The sequence below is a fragment of the Agrobacterium sp. A3-95 genome, from assembly GCF_053521785.1.
This window is the reverse complement of sequence record NZ_JBNWDR010000005.1, coordinates 87,447-107,007: the sequence shown is the minus strand read 5'-3', so window position 1 is coordinate 107,007 and position 19,561 is coordinate 87,447. Positions and strand designations below refer to the sequence as shown.

At 60.5% G+C, this 19,561-nt stretch carries 19 protein-coding genes and 1 riboswitch; of the genes, 6 read left to right on the top strand and 13 right to left on the bottom strand.

Annotation, left to right across the window (positions count from 1 at the left end; all coding sequences use genetic code 11):
- The first annotated feature begins 22 nt into the window (after positions 1-22).
- The 3 genes from ACQZ5Y_RS15110 to leuB all read left to right on the top strand — a co-directional run bounded on the left by ACQZ5Y_RS15110 (position 23) and on the right by leuB (position 2,361).
- The gene (locus ACQZ5Y_RS15110) at positions 23-253 is read left to right on the top strand and encodes a hypothetical protein (RefSeq protein ID WP_112153247.1); all 231 of its coding nucleotides are present in this window, start codon (positions 23-25) and stop codon (positions 251-253) included.
- 165 nt (positions 254-418) lie between these two features.
- Complete coding sequence (leuD, locus tag ACQZ5Y_RS15105) at positions 419-1,024, top strand: 3-isopropylmalate dehydratase small subunit (protein ID WP_025594665.1); 606 nt, start codon at positions 419-421, stop codon at positions 1,022-1,024.
- 224 nt (positions 1,025-1,248) lie between these two features.
- On the top strand, positions 1,249-2,361 hold the full coding sequence (gene leuB, locus ACQZ5Y_RS15100; RefSeq protein WP_003516442.1) for a 3-isopropylmalate dehydrogenase: 1,113 nt from the start codon (positions 1,249-1,251) through the stop codon (positions 2,359-2,361).
- Here the strand turns inward: leuB and ACQZ5Y_RS15095 are convergent.
- The 3 genes from ACQZ5Y_RS15095 to cobA form a co-directional block, all read right to left on the bottom strand.
- Positions 2,342-3,592: a cytochrome-c peroxidase gene (locus ACQZ5Y_RS15095; RefSeq protein ID WP_174050194.1), complete on the bottom strand. Its 1,251-nt coding sequence runs from the start codon at positions 3,590-3,592 to the stop codon at positions 2,342-2,344. The two genes, leuB and ACQZ5Y_RS15095, sit on opposite strands and share 20 nt — an antisense overlap.
- 123 nt (positions 3,593-3,715) lie before the next feature.
- A complete protein-coding gene (locus ACQZ5Y_RS15090; protein WP_174050196.1) occupies positions 3,716-5,032 on the bottom strand; it encodes a cobyrinate a,c-diamide synthase in 1,317 nt (438 codons plus the stop codon).
- A complete protein-coding gene (gene cobA / locus ACQZ5Y_RS15085) occupies positions 5,029-5,817 on the bottom strand; it encodes a uroporphyrinogen-III C-methyltransferase (RefSeq protein WP_174050198.1) in 789 nt (262 codons plus the stop codon). Before cobA ends, ACQZ5Y_RS15090 begins: the two co-directional genes overlap by 4 nt.
- Positions 5,818-5,876: 59 nt before the next feature.
- Here cobA and ACQZ5Y_RS15080 point away from each other — a divergent pair, with 59 nt between their 5' ends.
- On the top strand, positions 5,877-7,007 hold the full coding sequence (locus ACQZ5Y_RS15080) for a cobalt-precorrin-5B (C(1))-methyltransferase (protein ID WP_174050200.1): 1,131 nt from the start codon (positions 5,877-5,879) through the stop codon (positions 7,005-7,007).
- On the opposite strand, the gene cobM is transcribed toward ACQZ5Y_RS15080, so the two are convergent.
- From cobM to cbiE, 3 genes are read right to left on the bottom strand one after another with little or no spacing between them, the layout of a single operon-like run.
- On the bottom strand, positions 6,962-7,735 hold the full coding sequence (gene cobM / locus ACQZ5Y_RS15075) for a precorrin-4 C(11)-methyltransferase (protein WP_113556114.1): 774 nt from the start codon (positions 7,733-7,735) through the stop codon (positions 6,962-6,964). The two genes, ACQZ5Y_RS15080 and cobM, sit on opposite strands and share 46 nt — an antisense overlap.
- The gene (locus ACQZ5Y_RS15070) at positions 7,732-8,145 is read right to left on the bottom strand and encodes a cobalamin biosynthesis protein (protein WP_097101008.1); all 414 of its coding nucleotides are present in this window, start codon (positions 8,143-8,145) and stop codon (positions 7,732-7,734) included. The genes cobM and ACQZ5Y_RS15070 overlap by 4 nt, the downstream gene beginning before the upstream one ends.
- Positions 8,139-9,416, bottom strand: coding sequence for a precorrin-6y C5,15-methyltransferase (decarboxylating) subunit CbiE (cbiE, locus tag ACQZ5Y_RS15065; protein ID WP_174050202.1), 1,278 nt, complete (start codon positions 9,414-9,416; stop codon positions 8,139-8,141). The genes ACQZ5Y_RS15070 and cbiE overlap by 7 nt, the downstream gene beginning before the upstream one ends.
- Here cbiE and ACQZ5Y_RS15060 point away from each other — a divergent pair.
- Positions 9,415-10,197, top strand: a complete 783-nt coding sequence (locus tag ACQZ5Y_RS15060; RefSeq protein WP_174050204.1) for a cobalt-precorrin-6A reductase — start codon at positions 9,415-9,417, stop codon at positions 10,195-10,197. The genes cbiE and ACQZ5Y_RS15060 overlap by 2 nt on opposite strands.
- Here ACQZ5Y_RS15060 and ACQZ5Y_RS15055 read toward each other — a convergent pair.
- Genes ACQZ5Y_RS15055 through ACQZ5Y_RS15025 form a run of 7 tightly spaced genes read right to left on the bottom strand, consistent with a single transcriptional unit; the run spans position 10,164 to position 18,446 of the window.
- Positions 10,164-10,925, bottom strand: a complete 762-nt coding sequence (locus ACQZ5Y_RS15055) for a precorrin-3B C(17)-methyltransferase (protein ID WP_038492574.1) — start codon at positions 10,923-10,925, stop codon at positions 10,164-10,166. The two genes, ACQZ5Y_RS15060 and ACQZ5Y_RS15055, sit on opposite strands and share 34 nt — an antisense overlap.
- Complete coding sequence (locus ACQZ5Y_RS15050; protein WP_174050206.1) at positions 10,922-11,689, bottom strand: precorrin-2 C(20)-methyltransferase; 768 nt, start codon at positions 11,687-11,689, stop codon at positions 10,922-10,924. The genes ACQZ5Y_RS15055 and ACQZ5Y_RS15050 overlap by 4 nt, the downstream gene beginning before the upstream one ends.
- Positions 11,686-12,318 (bottom strand): precorrin-8X methylmutase, encoded by a 633-nt coding sequence (locus ACQZ5Y_RS15045; RefSeq protein WP_112161622.1) that lies wholly within the window; start codon positions 12,316-12,318, stop codon positions 11,686-11,688. The genes ACQZ5Y_RS15050 and ACQZ5Y_RS15045 overlap by 4 nt, the downstream gene beginning before the upstream one ends.
- Complete coding sequence (gene cobG / locus ACQZ5Y_RS15040) at positions 12,315-13,673, bottom strand: precorrin-3B synthase (protein WP_174050208.1); 1,359 nt, start codon at positions 13,671-13,673, stop codon at positions 12,315-12,317. Before cobG ends, ACQZ5Y_RS15045 begins: the two co-directional genes overlap by 4 nt.
- Positions 13,670-17,020 (bottom strand): cobaltochelatase subunit CobN, encoded by a 3,351-nt coding sequence (gene cobN, locus ACQZ5Y_RS15035; protein ID WP_174050210.1) that lies wholly within the window; start codon positions 17,018-17,020, stop codon positions 13,670-13,672. The genes cobG and cobN overlap by 4 nt, the downstream gene beginning before the upstream one ends.
- A 5-nt stretch (positions 17,021-17,025) precedes the next feature.
- The gene (cobW, locus tag ACQZ5Y_RS15030; RefSeq protein ID WP_174050212.1) at positions 17,026-18,063 is read right to left on the bottom strand and encodes a cobalamin biosynthesis protein CobW; all 1,038 of its coding nucleotides are present in this window, start codon (positions 18,061-18,063) and stop codon (positions 17,026-17,028) included.
- Positions 18,060-18,446, bottom strand: a complete 387-nt coding sequence (locus ACQZ5Y_RS15025; protein WP_174050214.1) for a DUF1636 family protein — start codon at positions 18,444-18,446, stop codon at positions 18,060-18,062. Before ACQZ5Y_RS15025 ends, cobW begins: the two co-directional genes overlap by 4 nt.
- 155 nt (positions 18,447-18,601) lie before the next feature.
- Positions 18,602-18,816: riboswitch (cobalamin riboswitch) on the bottom strand.
- A gap of 127 nt (positions 18,817-18,943) precedes the next feature.
- Here ACQZ5Y_RS15025 and cobO point away from each other — a divergent pair.
- On the top strand, positions 18,944-19,561 hold the full coding sequence (gene cobO, locus ACQZ5Y_RS15020) for a cob(I)yrinic acid a,c-diamide adenosyltransferase (RefSeq protein WP_035252400.1): 618 nt from the start codon (positions 18,944-18,946) through the stop codon (positions 19,559-19,561).

Sequence of the window (19,561 nt, the reverse complement as noted above, 5' to 3'; positions counted from 1 at the left end):
GTCTGGAAAGAAAGGTTGAATCATGCAAGGCATCCGTTCATTTTTCATTGCCGCATCCGGCATCGCACTTCTGGCTTTGGTGGCTCTGTTTACCGCCTCGCTTACGGTCGCTTTTATCGGCGTGCTCGCCGTTCTCAGCGCTGCCCGTCTGCTTTCGGCGCGTGTGAAGCCGGCACCCATTCCGGTCAAGCCCCGCAACCAGCGCGACATGCGCGTCTGGAACGACGGCAAAGGCACGATCATCGATCTCTGAGATCGTTAATCCTGTCAAAATGCGAGAACGCTGCACGCGGCGTACCGAAGAATGCGGGTTTGCGCTTCTAAAGCGATCCGTTTTGCAGTATTTCCCGACAGAAAATATCCGGCGGGCGTCAGTCCACGCCGGATTTTGTGACTAGGGAAACACGGGAAGCGACAGATGGAAAAATTCACCAAGCTGACGGGCGTTGCTGCGCCCATGCCGGTCGTCAATATCGACACCGATATGATCATTCCCAAAGACTATCTTAAGACCATCAAGCGCACGGGTCTTGGCACTGGCCTTTTTGCTGAGTCACGTTATCTCGAAGATGGCTCGCCCAATCCCGATTTTGTGCTGAACAAGCCCGCTTACCAGAACGCCCAGATCCTCGTCGCGGGCGATAATTTTGGCTGCGGCTCCTCGCGCGAACATGCACCATGGGCGCTTCTCGATTTCGGCATCCGCTGCGTGATCTCCACCAGCTTCGCCGATATCTTTTATAACAACTGTTTCAAGAACGGCATCCTGCCTGTCGTCGTCAGCCCCGAGAATCTCGAAAAGCTGTTGGACGACGCATCGCGCGGCTCGAACGCCGTTCTGTCCATCGATCTGGAACGCCAGGAAATCAGCGGCCCTGATGGCGGCACGATCACCTTCGAGATCGATGAATTCAAGCGCCATTGCATGCTGAACGGCCTCGACGACATCGGCCTGACACTTGAGCATTCCGGCGCTATCGACACGTTCGAAAAGGCAAATGCCTCGGTCCGCCCCTGGGCCTGACCGCAATTCTATCCTCTTTTAAAAGCCGATCCGGTACAAAACCGTACCGGATCGGCTTTTGCTTTGCTTGAAAAGCCGTTGAGGCGGGGATAAGAAGCCCCCGATCCCGTTCGGCTGGCGATAGACTTGTGAGGCGGCAGGACGGAAACGAGTTTGACGCCGCGCTCGCCGCAATAGAAAACCCTTCATGATGGTTTCCGGCGCGCCGCCCAAGGAGGGTTCTCATGACAGTCCGCACGCTTTTCCTTCTGCCCGGTGACGGTATCGGCCCCGAGGCCATGGCCGAAGTCCGCAAGCTGATCGACTATATGAACAGCGCGAAAAATGCCGGCTTCACCACGCAGGAAGGCCTGGTCGGCGGCTCCGCTTATGATGCCCATGGCGTCGCGATTTCCGACGCAGATATGGAAAAGGCCCTTGCCGCCGATGCGATCCTGTTTGGCGCCGTGGGCGGCCCAAAGTGGGATGGCGTTCCCTACGAACACCGCCCGGAAGCCGGCCTGCTTCGCCTGCGCAAGGATCTCGAACTTTTCGCCAACCTGCGCCCCGCCATCTGCTACCCGGCACTTGCCGAAGCCTCCTCACTGAAGCCGGAGCTGGTAGAGGGTCTCGATATCCTCATCGTCCGCGAATTGACGGGCGGTGTCTATTTCGGCGAGCCCAAGCAGATCATCGACCTCGGCAACGGCCAGAAGCGCGGTATCGACACGCAGATCTACGACACCTTCGAGATCGAGCGCATCGCCAGCGTCGCTTTCGAACTGGCACGCACACGCGACAACCGCGTCTGCTCCATGGAGAAGCGCAACGTCATGAAATCTGGCGTTTTGTGGAACCAGGTCGTCACCGAAACCCACGCTGCGAAATACAAGGACGTTCAGCTGGAGCATATGCTGGCCGATGCCGGCGGCATGCAGCTGGTGCGCAAGCCCAAGCAGTTCGACGTGATCGTGACCGACAACCTCTTCGGCGACATGCTTTCCGACGTCGCTGCCATGCTGACGGGCTCGCTCGGCATGCTGCCGTCGGCATCGCTTGGTGCACCGGATGCCAAGACCGGCAAGCGCAAGGCCATGTACGAGCCGGTGCACGGTTCGGCACCTGACATTGCCGGCAAGGGCATCGCCAACCCCATTGCCATGATCGCGTCCTTCGCCATGTGCCTGCGCTATTCGTTCAACATGGTTGATGAGGCAACGAAGCTCGAAACTGCAATTGCGAACGTGCTCGACAAGGGCATCCGCACCGCCGACATCATGTCCGACGGTTCCCGTCAGGTCAGCACCTCCGAAATGGGTGACGCGGTTCTCGCAGAATTCAAGGCGCTTTCGGCGTAACACTCACCGAAACCGGTTGGGCAGGCGGCGCGGTCGCTTGCCCATCTTCCTTTGGCAAAAGATGTTCATATCTTTTGTCAGTCAGCGTCTTCAAAAAGGCGACGATGGCGTCCACACGCTTGTCGTCCAGCGCCGGTGCGGAAGTCAGCTCTGTCATGGCGATATTATCAGGTACTTCCGGCGCATCCCAGGTTTTACCCGTTTCAGGGTTGATCTGCCGGCTGGGTTTCTTGCTTTTGTATTTCACGTAAAACAGCACCACCGTGCGCAGATCCTTAAACACGCCATTGTGCATGTAGGGACCAGTGACAGCGACGTTGCGAAGGGTAGGCACCTTGAACTTGCCGCGCTGAGCCGGATCGCCGGCCACGGCGGGATTTTGCGCCAATCCGAGATCGACCGCATCCGGCTTGGAGCCGTTGGCTGCCCTGACCGACGTGTTGGCCGGAACACCGATGTTGAAATATTTGTGGTTGGTGAAGAGGCCGTCTTCCAAACCCTTGGCGCCACGGATTTCATGGCAGGTATTGCAATTGGTGAACTGCGTCGAGGAGATAAGAACCCGGCCCAGCTCCTCCTGATCGGTCAGCTTTTCTTCGCCGCGCAGGAAACGGTCATACCTGGAATCGAAGGTGGAGAATTCATCGGAACGCTCGAAGCTCGCCAGCGCCTTGGTCATCGCAGCAAAGGCGCGTTCGTCACTCTGAAAAACATCGTTGCCGAACTGTGTGCCGAACGCCGCAACATAATCAGGGTTTTCCTTGAGCCGTTTGACGACAGAGGCTTTATCCGGCATGCCCATTTCGATCGGGTTGAGCGGTGGTCCACCCGCCTGGTCTTCCAGCAGGGAGGCACGACCATCCCAGAATTGCCCGCCGACATACTCTCCCGCAGCGTTCTTGCCGAATGGCGGCGTGAACCGGGCATAGGCTGCAGTCGGCGCATTACGGTCGCCCAGCGAAATCCCGTCATCGCCGAGAGAGACGTCCCGGCCGACCTTGTCGCTTTCGCGCGCATCGGAAAAACCCGCCGCCTGCATATGGCAGGTGGAACACGCCATCGTGCGGTTCATGGAAAGATTGGCATCATCGAACAGCGCCGCGCCGAGTTTTTCAAGCGTTGCATAATCTTCGCCGCCGTGAGCCTGCATCTGACCAGCACCGATCTCGAGCGGAACCGGTATCATGGCCACGGCAAGGGCGGCAGAAATGAATAGGCGCAGTCTTTTCATTGAAATAGCGTTTCGGAAACTCGGGACGACAGTGGTTATATAGCACTTACCTATCGCACCAGACTACAAACTTTCTCAGCCCGCTCCACTTTGACGCAACCCCGCATCCGGACGCCAAATTGCTTACCCGGCTTTGGCTATCGCGTGGAAGAAAGTGCCTGAAACAAGACCCCGCCTGCCACCGGAGGGGCCGAGCGGACGACCCTGCCCGTCAGCAATCTGAGCGAAAGGCTCATCGTGACCCGGATCGATAACACGCGCATAGTGAAACTCGTGGCCGCGCAGAACCTCACCCGCTTTGCCCAGCGGCCCATCTGCCACGATTGCAGCCTGCCGGTAACCTAGGTTCATCTTGCGCGTGGCAAAACTGGTGGCATGTGACAGAAGCCCGGTCATGGCATGGGTGACGCCATCGGCATCTTCCAGCGCCGCTCCCAAAACCATATAGCCGCCGCACTCGCCATGCACCGGCTTCGTCTCGGCAAAACGGACAATCCCCGCTTTAAACCCGGCAGCATCGGCAAGCCTTCCAGCGTAAAGTTCAGGATAACCACCTGGCAGCCAGCAAATGTCGCAGGTCTCATCGGGCGCCTCGCTGGCCAGCGGTGAGAAGGGCACGATCTCCGCCCCCTCTGCATGCCAGTGGTTCTTGAGGTGCGGATAAAGAAAGGTGAAAGCCGCGTCGTCCGCAAGCGCGATGCGCTGGCCGGGCGGCGCAATCGCTGCCTCCACCGAGCCGGAGGGCACATCCACAGGCGCAGCGAGCGAAAGCAAGGCATCGAGATCAATGGACCTTTCCATCGCATCCGCCAGCCGTTCTATATGCGCGTCGATTTCCGGATGTTCGCTGGCCTGCACCAGGCCCAGATGCCGTTCCGGCAGGATGAGTGACGGATCACGCAGGACGCATCCTGCGACAGGCAGACCGATTTTTTCGATGGCCTCCGTGCACAGCGTCCGGTGCCTTTCGCTGCCGGCGCGGTTCAGCACCACCGCCGCCATGGTCACAACAGGATCATAGTGAGCAAAACCATAGGCAACAGCAGCGGCTGTCTGCGATTGACCCGACACATCCAGCACCAGCAGCACGGGAATGCCGAACAGCCGGGCCAGATCCGCCGCAGAACCGGTGCGGTTTTCCGCCACGGGGATACCGTCGAACAGGCCCATGGCGCTTTCGATCAAAACGAGGTCGGCACCATCAGCCTGTTGGAACAACAGGTGTCGAAGCAATTCCGGCTGCATGGCCCAGCTGTCGAGATTGAGGCCGGATGTGCCGGTGGCGAAGGCATGGAAGCCGGGGTCGATATAATCCGGCCCCGTCTTGATGCCGCGCACCTTGATGCCGCGCCGGGCAAAGGCCCTGAGCAAGCCGATTGTTACGCTGGTCTTGCCGGATCCGGAGCGCGGTGCGCCGATGATGATTGCCCGTGTGGTCATAAGGTCGGCACCCCAAGTCGGTCGCGCATCGAAACAATCTCGCCAATAACGATCAGCGCCGGCGCCTCGAATTTTTCCCGTTTTGCATCGTCAGCTATGCTTTCCAGTGTGCCGATGAAAATACGTTCTTGCGCGGTCGTTGCCGACATGATGACGGCGACCGGCGTCTTGCCCGAACGACCGCCCTGCATCAGAAGACCGGCGATCGAGCCTATGTTCTTAAGCCCCATATAAACGACGATGGGTTCCTGTGTCTTCGCCAATGCCAGCCAATCCAGATCCTCTTCGGTCCCGGCGGCATGGCCGGTGGCAAGCGTGACAGCGCGGCTGATACCGCGCATGGTGGCGGGAATGCGCGCTGAAGCAAGGGCTGCAAGCGACGAGGTCATGCCCGGCAAGATGCGAAATGGGATGCCGGCGCCGACAAGCGCCTCCGCCTCTTCGCCGCCACGCCCGAAAATAAACGGATCGCCACCCTTAAGCCGCAACACCTTCTTACCCTGTCGGGCGAGATCAATCAGCGAGGCAGTGATGTCGTCCTGTGTTGCCGACGGCTTGCCGCCGCGCTTGCCGGCAAACACGATTTCAGCCTGGGGCCCGAGGGAAACGACATCGTCGCTCACCAGCGCGTCGCGCACGATCACATCGGCCTGCGAAAGGGCGAGCGCCACTTCGAGCGTCAGATAACGCACATCGCCCGGACCCGCGCCTGCGAGCCAGACATGCCCGGCCTCAAAGACCGGACCTTTTGCGGCGATGCTGTTCAAAACCTGCGCTATCGACATTCTTCTCGGCTGCTTTTTTAACGATGACGGAAATAGCCGTCCCGGCTATAGGAATTCATATGGAAACGGATGGAAAGACCCTTCGCCGCGGCTGGACCACGGGCACTTGCGCGGCAGCCGCCACGAAGGCGGCCTGCGCTGCCCTTCTGACCGGCGAGTTTCCTTACCCTGTCGAAGTCGAACTTCCAAGCGGCGCGAGGCCGGCATTTTCTCTCGCCACCGAGGAAAAAGGTGAAAACTTTGCAAGAGCCGGCGTCGTCAAGGATGCAGGCGACGATCCCGACGTGACCCATGGTGCGCTGATCGAAAGCACCGTGCGACGGGGAAAGCCCGGCAGCGGCATAACCTTCAAGGCCGGAAAAGGCGTCGGCACCATCACCCGGCCTGGATTGCCCCTTCCGCCGGGCGAACCCGCGATCAATCCCGTACCGCGCAAGATGATCGAAACCGCCATTCGCGAAGTAGCCGGTAACGATGCCGATTTCGAAGTCGAGATTTCCGTTCGGGACGGCGAGAAAATCGCGGAAAAGACCCTGAATGGCAGGCTCGGTATTGTCGGCGGCATTTCCATCCTTGGCACCACCGGCATCGTCATCCCGTTTTCCTGCTCGGCATGGATCCACTCCATCTGGCGCGGCATCGATGTGGCGCGCGCCACCGGCTGCACCCATCTGCTCGGCGCGACCGGCAACACCTCGGAAAAGGCGGGGCAGGCAGTGTACGGCCTGCCAGAGACCGCACTGATCGACATGGGTGATTTTATCGGTGGCATGCTGAAATATCTGCGCAGCCACCCCGTCGAACGGGTAACCATTGCCGGCGGCGTCGCCAAGATGACGAAGCTCGCCCAGGGCATGCTGGACGTGCATTCCAAGAAAGGCCTGGCCGATCTTGATGCGCTGGCGGTACTCGCAACCGAGGCTGGCGGAGATGAAAATCTTGCCCTCGCCATTCGTCAGGCCAACATGGTTGCGCACGCCTTTGAGCTGGCCGAACGCGCGGGGATAGACCTCGGCGCGATCGTTGCGGAAAAAGCCTGGGTAACAGCGGCTGCCGCTTTGAAGGTGGCCGGCATCGAGCTTGATATTCTGGTGTTCGATCGTCAGGGAACGCTGAAGGGACGCACCGCCTCCACGCCGTCGCATCAGCCCTTCGCATCTTCCTTCGGGGAGCGGAACCGCCGGACATAATCGGTACTATAAAGTGCGCTCTCGCGAAAATCCGTCGAGGCAAGCCCGTGCCCGACGAAGATCAGCGCCGTCCGCTCCACCGGTTCGGCCGCCAGTTTTCCTTCGATGTCGAACAACGTGCCGCGAATGACCCGCTCATCCGGCCAGGAGGCGCGGACAACGATGGCGACTGGGCAATCGGAACCATAAAGCGGCGTCAGTTCTTCCACCACCTGGCCGATGGCATGGATGGCGAGATGGATGGCAAGTGTCGCCCCCGTCGCACCGAAGGCTTTCAGCGTCTCGCCCTCGGGCATTTTCGAAGCGCGGCCCGAAATACGGGTCAGAACAAGGCTTTGCGCCACTTCCGGCACCGTCAATTCCCGCTGCAGGGTGGCAGCGGCGGCAGCGAAAGAGGGCACACCTGGAGTCACGGTATACTCGAGACCCAGCCGTTCCAGCCGGCGGATCTGTTCACCCATGGCGCTCCAGACGGACAGATCACCGGAATGCAGCCGTGCCACATCCTTGCCGGCCTTTGCCGCCGCAACGAACTCCGCCTCGATCTCATCAAGCGACAGTGCTGCCGTATCGACAATGCGTGCATCCGTCGGGCAATACTCGATCAGCGCCTTCGGCACCAGCGAGCCCGCATAAAGGCAGACCGGGCAGGCAGCGATAAGATCGCGCCCGCGCACCGTGATGAGATCGGCGGCGCCCGGACCGGCGCCGATGAAATGAACCGTCATTTTTGTTCTCCATGTTCGATGGCGCGGTCATTTCGCGCGTCGCTCGTCGTGGCGATGGCTACCGTCACATCGCCAACCACGAGACGCGCCGCGACCAGCCGCGCATTTTCTCCGACGGCAGCAAGTGCCGCCGCTTCACTGACGCTGGGCGTCCCGGCATGATCAAGGCTTGCCTGTGAAAATGTCATTGTTTTCGAAGCAGCCGCCTCGAGCTGTTCCTTCGATACGATTTCAAGCGGCAGCGCCAGACGTTTCGCCGCTTCCGCAAGACCAGCTTCTTTTGCCTTGAGCGGCGCAGTCGCCAAGCATTCAACGGTCATGCCAAAAGCAAGCTCGGCAGCGTGCACGGCTGCAATAATTGCATCTGAACCCGTGCCCTTGCGGCAGCCTATACCAGCGACAGTCACCATGGCTTGACCCAGCTCCATTGCGTCACCGGCATGGCCGGACGCCAGCCCGACATGGAGCCGACAGCAACAACGCGCGACACATCGAGACGGATCATCGAACCGCCGAATCTGGCATGGGCCGCAAGCAGCACCGCTTCCATTTCAAGCGTCACCGCATTGGCAACCAGCCGCCCGCCTAGCTTCAAGGCCTCCATAGCAGCCTCAAACACGCCCGTTTCGCTGCCGCCACCACCAATGAAGATCGCATCCGGTTGAGGCAGGCCTTCAAAAGCCGCAGGTGCTGCACCGATCATGACTTCAAGCCCCGGAACGCCAAATGCCTCGGCATTGCGGGCGATACGTTCGGCTCTTTCCGCGTGCTGCTCTATGGCGATGGCACGGAGCGAGGGGTGCGACAGCATCCATTCAATACCAATCGAACCCGAACCGGCACCGATATCCCACAGCAGCTCGCCCCGGCGCGGAGCCAGCGATGAAAGCGTCACGGCACGGATTTCACGCTTGGTGATCTGCCCGTCATGTTCGAACAGGCTGTCATCCAGCCCCTGCACAAAAGGCAGGACGCGTGCGCCCTCCGCAGCAACGACATCGATAGCCACGACGTTCAAAGGATCGATGTCGTCAAAGGTAAAATCGACCGCCCTGATTTGCCGCCGCCTCTCCCGCTTTCCGCCCAAAGCTTCGAGCAGGACAAATTCCGACTGGCCGAAACCGGATTGAGACAGCAATTCCGCAATGAGAGCGGGCGCGCGCTCATCCGAAGTAAGCGCGATGATCCTCGCTCCGGGATGCAGATGCGGTCGCAAAAGATCGATGGAACGCCCGTGCAACGACACGCATTCGGTCGACTGCAAAGCCCAGCCAAGCCGCGCCGCGGCCTGGGAGAAGGCGGAAGGTGAGGGATAGCAGACTGTCTCCTGCGACGGTATTCGCCGCAGAAGTGTGACGCCGGCGCCATAAAAGAACGGATCGCCAGAGGCGAGCACGCAGACCCGTCTACCGCGCAACGCCACGACATCGCTCATCTCCGCATCGAACGGCACCGGCCAAGGGCGCGCCTCGCCACGAATGGCTGCAGCCGCCAGTTCCAGATGGCGTTTGCCACCGAAAACAATCTCGGCCGCCTCTATTGCCGCCACGGCATTCCGACCGAGCCCATCCAGCCCATCTTCGCCTATGCCGACGATGAAAAGCCATGGCTTGCCTTTCTTTTCAGTGGAAGCCTTCTTTTGAGTGGAAGCGTTGCCCGTTCCGGAATATTCAGACGTCATGACACGCTCCATACTCATCCTTGGCGGCACGGCGGATGCCCGCATTCTGGCCGGCAAGCTGGCGGTGGACTCCGGCTACCGAATCCTGCTCTCCATGGCCGGTCGTACGCTTTCGCCAGTGGAACAGCCGGTGCCGATGCGCAGTGGCGGGTTCGGTGGTGCTGCGGGTTTGGCGGATTTCATCCGCACCGGGAATTTCGATATTCTGGTCGACGCCACCCATCCCTATGCGGCGAGGATTTCCGCAAATGCAGTGGAGGCGGCGAGACTTGCCAAAGTTCCGCTTGTAGCACTTTCTCGCCCCGCCTGGGACCGCCAACCGAATGACAAATGGCAGAGGGTCGATACCGTCGAACAGGCTGTTATCGCGCTCGGCGATGAAGGCAAGCGGGTGTTTCTGGCGCTCGGCCGGCAGGAACTTCTTCCTTTCGAGGCCGCACCCCAACACAGCTATCTCATTCGCAGCGTTGATCCGGTAGAGCCGCCGCTGAAGGTGCCGGATGCTCGCTATATTACCGCGCGCGGCCCCTTTGCGCTGGATGAAGAGATCCGCATGCTGGAGGAAAACCGTATCGGCACTGTGGTTTCCAAGAACTCCGGCGGCAACGCCAGTTACGGCAAGATCGAAGCGGCGAGGCGGCTTGGCCTGCCGGTTGTCATGATCGAGCGGCCGCCACAGCTGAACGCCGCAATCCTCGATGGCGCGAACGTGCCGGATATAGCGACTGCGCTCACCGCCATCCGCCATCAGCTTTCTCTTTTCGAAAAACGTGGCGAGTAAACCAGCGGATCTTTGTCCGAACGCTCGATAAGACGGGTTTCCACCGAACCGACGATGATGCAGGTGGCCATATCCGCCATGTCGCTCGATGCTTCCGACAAAGGCACGACCCGGATGCGCTCATCCGCACGGCCTGCCGCACGGCCAAAGATCACCGGCACCGAGCCGGGCAAATGTGCGCGCAAAAGATCGAAGGCGGTGCCAAGCTGGTGCGGGCGCGCCTTGCTGACGGGATTATAGAAAGCCATCACGAATCCGGCTTCCGCAGCCGCGATCAGCCGCTTTTCAATAATGCCCCAGGGCTTCAAATTGTCCGACAGCGAGATAGCGCAGAAATCATGCCCGAGCGGCGCGCCGGCTCGTGCAGCAACCGCAAGCATGGCCGTCACGCCCGGCACGACCGAGAAGTCTATTTCGCGCCACTCGCGCGGGCCATGTTCAATCGCCTCGCAAACAGCCGCCGCCATGGCAAAAACGCCGGGATCGCCGCCCGAAACCACGCAGACCTTGCCGCCCCCGGCTGCAAGCCGCAGAGCCTGTTCGGCACGGGAGATTTCCTCGCGATTGTCAGAGGCATGGCGACGTTGGTCGGGTCTGAGCGACAACCGATCGAGATAGGGAATGTAACCGAAGAAATCCTCCGACGCCTCAACGGCGGCTAGCGCCTCCGGTGTCACCTGCGCAGAACTGCCAGGGCCAAGGCCGACAACGACCAGCCTGCCGGTCATGGCGCTTCACCGCCAGCGGGTCTGGTTTTCCAGCCAGGTACCAGAACCAGAGAAAAATAAGGGGCGGGTGATGCGTCCCGCTCGATCAGCCGCACCGCATGGCTATTCGCCATCGTGCCGCGCTCCACGTAAAGCGCTTCATTAAGCTTGCCGGCCTTTTCAAGCGCCCGGCGGATTTTCGGCAGGTTGCGGCCGACCTTCATGATCACGGCGCCATCCGTGCCGGACAGACGCTCTGTCAGAACATCTTCGGCAAGCGTGCCGGGAAGCACGCTCAAGATATCGTCACCCTGCACCAGCGGTAGACCGGCCATCGACCAGCAGCCGGACATGGCGGTAATGCCGGCAACGACCTCCGCCTCATAGGAAGGCGCAAGCCGCAGATGAAGATGCATATAGGAGCCGTAAAATAGCGGATCGCCTTCCGACAGCACAGCGACATTCCGCCCGGCATCAAGATGAGCGGCAATATCCATGGCCGACTGATCAAAAAATGCGGCGATCGCACCGCGATAATCCTCGCCGTTTTTGTCGCTCTCGACGGTTACCGGATAGACCAGCGGCATTTCCAGTGTGCCCGGACGAATGAAGGCCTCAACGATACCGCGACCATTGCCGCTGCTGCCTTTCTTGCAGAAGAAGGCGAGGACATCGGCATTTTCGATGGCGCGCACGGCTTTCAGCGTCAGAAGCTCTGGATCGCCGGGGCCGGTGCCGACGCCCACGAGTTTACCCTTGGAATTTTCGAAAAGAGCCGCGCTCACAGACCTGCCCTCGCAACGGCGTTGACGGCAGCGGCCGTCATGGCCGATCCACCCATGCGTCCCTTGACGATGGCATAGGGAATGCCGAGCAAACTAGCCTCCAGCGCATCCTTCGATTCCGCCGCACCGACAAAACCGACCGGCATGCCGATGATGGCAGCTGGACGTGGAGCGCCTTTTTCAAGCATATCCAGAAGATAGAACAGCGCTGTCGGCGCGTTGCCGATAGCAACGAGAGCACCGTCCAGCTTTTCCGCCCAGAGATCGAGTGCGGCGGCGGAACGGGTATTGCCAATCGTTTTCGCAAGCTCAGGGGTGCGCGGATCGCGAAGGGTGCAGATCACGTCATTATTGGCCGGAAGGCGGGCGCGGGTCACGCCGTGGGCGACCATTTCCGCATCGCACAGAACGGGCTTGCCCGCCAGCAAAGCACCACGTGCAGCGACAACGAAATCCGGAGAAAAACGGAAATGGCTGGCCGCTTCCACCAGCCCGCAGGCATGGATCATGCGAATGGCGATATCCGCCTGATCTTCGGTAAAAGCGGACAAATCCGCTTCCTCGCGAATGATGGCGAAGGAGCGCTCGTAAATCGCATTGCCGTCGCGAATATAGTCATGGTCGGTCATCGGTCATCCTGTCGAAGCGCGGCAACGATTGCCTCCTTACCCAGACGGGCAAGCAGGTCGGCAGCGTTTTCCCCGGGCTTATGTTCTTTTTCGCAAAGACGGGCAAGCCGCGAAAGCGCCGTCCTCTGTTGCTCGAAAGGTAAAATACCGTCCTGCGGGTCGCAGGCGCGGCCCGAAAACGAAAAGGCCAGACCATCGGCGGTGCCGGAAAAGGCCAGAAGCGACGGGGCGGGATGCGCGCAACCCTTTCCGCAGCCGGAGAGATGCAGTGTGAAGGAGCCATCGAGCATGGAGGCTAATTCCCGCGATGCAAAGGCCGCCAGATCATGTGTGGGAAAGAAAGCCGAAGCGCATCCCGGCGTGCCGGGACAGACAGCGATGGAAGACCGCGCATCACCTGCCCTTGTGATGAAACCGGCACTGTCCGCAGTCTGCATCAGCGCATCGCAAGCATCCCGCGACCCGAAAAATAGCAGGCTATGATTGAGCGACGGCCGCAATGTTTCGATATCAAATCCGTGCGCCAGTCCACAGAGCCGCGACAGATCGGAAGCACGAACTTGCGCGAAAGCAGGAGTGATACCGGCAGCAAAGGTACCATCACCGGCCGCCATCAGCCCCAGGGGCGAAGAAGGCGCAGGCGTTTCGCCTTCGCTCTCGCTATCTACCAGGCGGTCTCCGCAAATCGCCTTTATCGTCCGCAAATCCAGATCGCGGCCACGGGCAAGCGGTCCTTTGCCCGCCAGATGGACGAGCAGCAACAGGACCACATCCGCCGCCTTGTCGGCTTCAACAAATCCCGCCCGTAGCGCCTTGCTCTCCGGACCTCCGACAAGCAATTGCCAGAAAACTCGATGATCGAGCCGCACCGCCTTCAGACGGATATCGGCCAGCAAATCGCCCATGGAAAGACGGCCGCCCCCATCGATGATGACGGACATTTTTGCGGCGAGGTTGTCATGCAACGCCAGCGCGGCAGCCTCTCTGCGAATCTCATCCGCAATAGCACTGCCATCGGCGATTTCCCGATCGTCCCGACCGGCAAGAGGTGAGGTCTCGACTGCCAGTCCGTCGCGAAGCGGCAAACCGAGCGCCAGAACATCATTCTCCAGGTCGCAGGCGCTTTCCCGCGTCAGGCCGCGAAATTGCAGGCTGCCGCGTGCCGTGATGTCTATCAGCCCGTTGCCGTGCTGCTCGGCAAGTTCGCAAAGTGCTATCATATCATGGGGCGCAATATCCGCCTCGAATGCGATGCGCGACAGGTATCCGTCACCGGTCAGCATCGGGGTCGATAAGGCCGGACACGTCCCACGGCGGCCAAACGGCTGGACCGGATCGGAAGGGGCCGTCCTCATGCGCCGACCCTTTCAGAACGGGGCAGGATCAGCATTTCAAGTTCCGCATCCACCGCATTGCGGCGGCTGTGCCACAACCCGCGACGACGGGCAGATAAAAAGCGCGTCGCCATGACCTCCGCCGCATTCGGATTTTCCCGCAGGATGAAATCGCGCACGTCCTCATTGCCGAAATAGGCGTCGTAAAGCTCCTCGATCAGCGAGGAAGATACCGCATGGGTGGTTTCCGCAAAACCGATCAGCCGGTCAACCGTCTCGGCAAATTCCGCCGCCCCGCGCGGGCCGTGCCGCATCTGGCCGGCAATGAAGCGCGGATTGACGGCGCGGGCCCGAACAACGCGCGTCAGCGCCTGCGAAATGGATCGCGCGCGCGGACGCGCGGGATCGGTCGTATCCAGCGCCACAATATCGGCAACGCCGCCAAGGAGTGCTTTTGCGGCGGAAAAACCACCGATGAAAGCGACATCTGACGAGCCGTCGAGAAGATCCCGGCCCGGATCGTCACCGGTGTGAACGAGAAGATCGGCACGGCGTACCAGCTCGACAAAACCGGCATCCTCGAAAATCTCAAGCCCATCCGCACCACCAAAGGCATGGCTTGCCGCATCCAGATACGCTTGCCCTAGTTCCTCACGTTCCTCCCATTTTCCGCTGGCGAGTTTCTCTTCAGTGCCCGCACCATAGGTGCCGGGTGCGGAGCCGAAGATGCGTGCCGGTATATGCCCGAGTGCCGCCGCTTCTTCCGCCAGCGGATTGTCACCCGGCGCTTCCTCCCGCCGCGCGACAGCCTTGGCGGCGGCGTCTAGAAGAGCGATCAACGCCGGAAACATGTCGCGGAACAGCCCGGAAATCCGGAATGTGACGTCGACACGCGGCCGCCCGATACTGGCCGGCGGCAGAACCTCGATGCCTGTGACGCGGCCCGTCGCCGGGTCATGGATCGGTCTCGCTCCCATCAGATGCAGCGCCTGCGCCACATCCTCGCCGCCATTGCGCAGGCTGGCGCTGCCCCAGAGATCAAAAACCAGATGTTTCGGCCAGTCGCCATGGGATTGCAGATGGTGCCGAAGCACTTCTTCGCCCGCCATGCGGCCCAGCTCGAAAGCCGTCGGCGTCGGCATGGTGCGCGGATCGGCAGCATAAAGATTGCGGCCCGTCGGCAGGACATCGAGACGCCCGCGCGCGGGTGCGCCGGAAGGACCGGGGACAATATGGCGGCCATCGAGCGCGGCAAGCAGCGCTGTTTTTTCCGCCGCAGCACTTTCAAGCCTCAGAAGATCGGTCTCTCCTTCGGGGCTGCGGCCAAAAACATGCTGGCCATCCTTGATGGCGAAGTCCTTCAGGTCGCAGAGGAAGGCGTCGATGCGCGACAGCGCCGCATCGGCATCGTCCTTCGCACCTACACCGGCATCCGCCGCAAGACCGGTTTCCAGTGCCTTCTCTACGATCAGTTTCGCCAGCCGGTCACGGCGGCGGCGGTCGAGCCCATCCGCCTGCGCATATTCGTCGACGAGCTGTTCCAGAGCCGATTGTTCCGGCGAAAGCCCGGCATCTACCAGCACAGGCGGAACATGGCCGATCGTGACGGCAGCGATCCGCCGTTTGGCAACCGCCGCTTCGCCCGGATTGGAAACGATGAACGGATAGACCACCGGCATAGACCCGGTGACGATTTCAGGAAAACAATCGCGGGAAAGCGCAACTGTCTTGCCGGGCAGCCATTCCAGCGTGCCATGCGCACCGACATGCACAATGGCATGCGCCCCTGCGACACGCTGCATCCAGGCGCCGAAAGCGACCAACGCATGACGTGGCGGCAGGGCAGGGTCATGGTAATCCACCCGCCGATCCTCATTTCGCCCACGATCCGGTGCCAGGGCCACGAATATCTGGCCGAAACGGGCGACGCGAAAACGGAATGCGCCGTCGGTTAGTGCGTCGTCCTGTTCGGCCGAACCCCACGTGCTATCCACGGAGGCGGCAACCCCTTCAGGCAAACCCAAAAGAAAATCACGATAGTCTGAAAGTTCGACAGCCGCTTCCTGCTGCTCGACACAACGCAGCAAAGCCCGCGCCGTTTCGGGAATATCCGAGACCACATATCCTGCCGCGGCCAGATCGCGCAGCATTTCAAGCACGCTTTGCGGCACATCAAGACCAACGGCATAACCCGTGCGCCCCGGCGCAGCACCGGGATAATCCGGCATCAGAATGACGATCCGCCGTTCCTGTGGCGTGGACTGTTTTAATTGCAGAAAGGCAGCGATTCGGTTTGCCACCTGTTCGACGCGATCAGCCTCCGGTACATTGATGAGGCTGATACCGCCATCAGTCCGCACCTGCTTGAATGAGATTGCGCCAGCAAGAATCCGGCCATCGAGTTCCGGCAGAACTACATGCATGGCAAGATCGGAAGGGTTGAGACCGCGCGCATTTTCCGCCCAGCCGTCCCGTCGCGTCGTCGCCATAACCACCTGAAACACCGTCACGCCGAGGCGGTCAAACAGGGTTTTACCGCTGTCGTCCATCTGGCTGGCAAAAGCCGTGGCGGCAACGATGGCGGCGGGCTGGAGTTCGGGCAGTACGGTTTCGAGAAAGCGGATCGCCTCCCCATCCTTGAGGCCGCTGACGAAAATCGGCAATGGCGCAAAACCGCGCTGAGAGAGCGCGTTAAAAAGCGCATCCACGGGCGCCGCATCGGCCGCAAGAAGCATGGAGCGGTAAAAGAGAATGGGAAGGACAGCTGCAACGGCGGGAAAACCGGCGCAGGCTTCCGCCTGATCCACGACGCCTTTACCCGGCCGGTAAAAGCCGGCTTTCGGCAGCGGTTGAGCCTCGATATCTGGCCATGCGCCACCACCTACAAGGGCAGCAAGACCAATGGCAAGCCGGTCCATATTTTCCCGCCCACCCTCGCGGAAGAAGGCGAGGACGGACGCCAACGTCTGGCGATCAACAGTCGAGACTGCTTCGAGCTTTTCGTCTCTCTCACTGCATTCACCCGGCAGGAGCATAAGTTTTATGCCACGTCGCCGCGCCATCGTGCTGAGCTGATCGACGCCATAGCGCCAGCGTTCCGCGCCGCCGAGAATCCGGATAAGGATGACACGGGCATGTTCGGCCGTCTTTTCAATCCACAGATCGACCGACATCGGATGCCGAAGCTCGGAGAGGTTGGCGGCAGACAGGGACGGAAGCGCGCCCTCTGCCTGCCGCCATGCCTGTTCCAGCCCGGCAAGATCGCTTGCCGAAAAAGACAGCATCACCACGTCCGATCGCGGCTGGTTGAGATCAACCGGCTCGATCAGGTCGTCCAGAGACGAAGATGTGGTGGCGAGAATGTGCATTTCTATCAGGCGGCCAGCATCTGTTCGATCTTTTCGCGGTTGAGGCCCTTTTCGCCTATGACGACGAGGCGGCTGCGGCGCTCTTCACCGACCGCCCAGGGACGGTCGTAATAATGGTTGACGCGGCTACCGACTGCCTGCACCTGCAGGCGCATCGGCTTGGTGGATACTTCGACGAAACCTTTGATGCGCAGAACATTTTCCGCAGCCGCCGTCTTGGCAATACGAGCCGCCAGCGCTTCCGGATCGATCACGGCCGGCAGGTCGATGACGAAGCTGTCGAAATCGTCATGTTCGTGGTCGAGTTCACCATCGTGATGGGTGCGGCGGTTTTCGATATCCTCTTCAACCGCAAGACCGAGGCCGATCAGCACGGCCGGATCGATGACGCCATTCGAGGCGACGACGATCTTTGCGGCCCGCGGCAAATGCTCGAGAATATGAGCTTTCGCCTTTTCCAGACCGGCGCTATCGAGCAGATCCGCCTTGGTCAGCACGATAAGATCGGCACAGGCGATCTGGTCCTCGAAAACCTCTTCGACCGGATCGTCGTGATCGAGGGCTTCGTCATTTGCGCGCTGGGCGGCAAGGGCTTCCATGTCATGCGCCACCTGACCCTCGGCAAGGGCAGCGCCATCCACCACGGCAACCACAGCGTCAACCGTCACGCGGCTCTTGATGGCCGGCCATTGAAATGCCTGCACCAGCGGCTTGGGCAGGGCAAGGCCGGAGGTCTCGATGAGGATATGCTCCACCTTCGGCTGGCGGCTCAGAATCTGCTCGATGGCCGGCTGGAAATCATCCGCCACCGTGCAGCAGATGCAGCCATTGGCCAGCTCGACGATGTTTTCCTCCGGGCAGCTCTCAATGCCGCATCCCTTGAGGATATCCCCATCGATGCCGATATCACCGAATTCGTTGACGATGATGGCAAGCCGCTTGCCATCAAGCTTTTCTAGGAGACCGCGCAGCAGCGTGGTTTTTCCAGCCCCCAGAAAGCCAGTGACGATGGTGCAGGGAACGCGGTCCAGAAGGGTGCTCATGATCTCTCCTCGGTAAAATCGAATGGGGGAATGCGCGCCACCATGCAGCGCTTCAATGTGTCGGGGCGGCCGCGCCAAGGCATCAGGCCATCTGCGGAGGCGGCCAGCATTTGCGCGCCCGTGAGCAGGTCTTCCGCATCGTTGGGCGTCAGCCCGCCGAATACATAGGACCAGCCATCGGCACCGCGCAGCACGGCACTGAGGCCGCGTTTGCAATTGGCAAGGCAATTGACGGAGCGAACATCGATGCCGGATTCACGCGCTTTTGCGATGGCAGCTTCCGCAAGGATGGTGCCGGGGCGCGGCTCCGCATTGGGATCGGTGTCGTCGCGACAGCTTCGGCAGACAAAAACGACCACGCCGGAAGCTGTGTTGGCTTCCATTGTCCCGTCCGCACAAGAAGATGTTGTGGTAATATCCAAACCGTTCCGCTTTCCGCGCCTTTAAACTCATCGGGGTGCGGATGTCGAAAACAGCGCACTGAAAAGCGCGGCTGCAAATCAATTCGACCGGCTGACCGGAGCACCCCGCCCGGGAGACGTTTTTTCCTGAAACGGCAGGTCTCCTGGCTTGCGGCTTTAAAACACCCTGCACCACCTTCCCGGGCCAATTTTATGGTCCAGTGGCTTCATAGTGCGGGCTTACCGCTTACAGTTGCGGGGGCAGCCACGGAATGACCCGTTATGGGGTGGAACCGTGTTCCCTCTTAGCTTTTCCCGTTGCCGGGAAAAGACCGTCAGTGCCTTACCCTTAGGCTGAACGGGCGTGACGGTCAATGCTGCCGGCTTGTCGATTGCCGGGTGCGGCAAATTGAGTATAGTCGCCGCTCCGAATGGTGGGGGCATACGGTCCCGCGCCGCTGGACGAGAAGGAAAACGCGATGACACGCGATATCAGCGACAGCGAAGCCGAACGCCACCGGCAGAAAATGGTCAACCGCAAGACGGTTCAGGATGCCGAAGTCGCGGAAAAGACCATCGAAAAAGGTCTGCTGATGATCAATACCGGCCCTGGTAAAGGCAAATCCACGGCCGCTTTCGGCCTCGCTTTGCGCATGCTCGGCACCGGGCGGCGGGTCGGCGTCGTCCAATTCATCAAGGGCGCATGGTCGACGGGTGAACAGCAGGCCCTGACTTTGTTCGGCGACAGGGTGGAATGGCGCACCATGGGCGAGGGGTTTACCTGGGACACGCAGGACCTCAAGCGCGATGTCGCGGCGGCTACAAAGGCCTGGGAGGAAGCGAAAGCACTGATGGCTGACGAGACGATCGGATTGCTGGTTCTCGACGAACTGAACATTGCGCTCCGCTATGATTACCTGCCGCTGGAAGAGGTCGTCGAAACGCTTTCCAACCGTAGATCCGATCTGCATGTCATCGTTACCGGCCGCAACGCCAAACAACCGTTGATCGACGCTGCCGACATGGTGACGGAAATGACCCTCGTCAAACATCACTTCAAGGCGGGCGTAAAGGCGCAGGCCGGGATAGAATACTGA

Bases quoted from the DNA above. Each gene is read 5' to 3' on its own strand.
- cobO (WP_035252400.1), top strand. From the start codon at position 18,944: ATGACACGCGATATCAGCGACAGCGAAGCCGAACGCCACCGGCAGAAA.
- cobN (WP_174050210.1), bottom strand. From the start codon at position 17,020: ATGCACATTCTCGCCACCACATCTTCGTCTCTGGACGACCTGATCGAG.
- ACQZ5Y_RS15090 (WP_174050196.1), bottom strand. From the start codon at position 5,032: ATGACCACACGGGCAATCATCATCGGCGCACCGCGCTCCGGATCCGGC.
- ACQZ5Y_RS15055 (WP_038492574.1), bottom strand. From the start codon at position 10,925: ATGACCGGCAGGCTGGTCGTTGTCGGCCTTGGCCCTGGCAGTTCTGCG.
- cobW (WP_174050212.1), bottom strand. From the start codon at position 18,063: ATGAGCACCCTTCTGGACCGCGTTCCCTGCACCATCGTCACTGGCTTT.
- ACQZ5Y_RS15070 (WP_097101008.1), bottom strand. From the start codon at position 8,145: ATGGTGACTGTCGCTGGTATAGGCTGCCGCAAGGGCACGGGTTCAGAT.
- cobM (WP_113556114.1), bottom strand. From the start codon at position 7,735: ATGACGGTTCATTTCATCGGCGCCGGTCCGGGCGCCGCCGATCTCATC.
- leuD (WP_025594665.1), top strand. From the start codon at position 419: ATGGAAAAATTCACCAAGCTGACGGGCGTTGCTGCGCCCATGCCGGTC.
- ACQZ5Y_RS15110 (WP_112153247.1), top strand. From the start codon at position 23: ATGCAAGGCATCCGTTCATTTTTCATTGCCGCATCCGGCATCGCACTT.
- cobG (WP_174050208.1), bottom strand. From the start codon at position 13,673: ATGAGGACGGCCCCTTCCGATCCGGTCCAGCCGTTTGGCCGCCGTGGG.
- ACQZ5Y_RS15045 (WP_112161622.1), bottom strand. From the start codon at position 12,318: ATGACCGACCATGACTATATTCGCGACGGCAATGCGATTTACGAGCGC.
- cbiE (WP_174050202.1), bottom strand. From the start codon at position 9,416: ATGACGTCTGAATATTCCGGAACGGGCAACGCTTCCACTCAAAAGAAG.
- leuB (WP_003516442.1), top strand. From the start codon at position 1,249: ATGACAGTCCGCACGCTTTTCCTTCTGCCCGGTGACGGTATCGGCCCC.
- ACQZ5Y_RS15025 (WP_174050214.1), bottom strand. From the start codon at position 18,446: ATGGAAGCCAACACAGCTTCCGGCGTGGTCGTTTTTGTCTGCCGAAGC.
- ACQZ5Y_RS15095 (WP_174050194.1), bottom strand. From the start codon at position 3,592: ATGAAAAGACTGCGCCTATTCATTTCTGCCGCCCTTGCCGTGGCCATG.
- ACQZ5Y_RS15080 (WP_174050200.1), top strand. From the start codon at position 5,877: ATGGAAACGGATGGAAAGACCCTTCGCCGCGGCTGGACCACGGGCACT.
- ACQZ5Y_RS15060 (WP_174050204.1), top strand. From the start codon at position 9,415: ATGACACGCTCCATACTCATCCTTGGCGGCACGGCGGATGCCCGCATT.
- cobA (WP_174050198.1), bottom strand. From the start codon at position 5,817: ATGTCGATAGCGCAGGTTTTGAACAGCATCGCCGCAAAAGGTCCGGTC.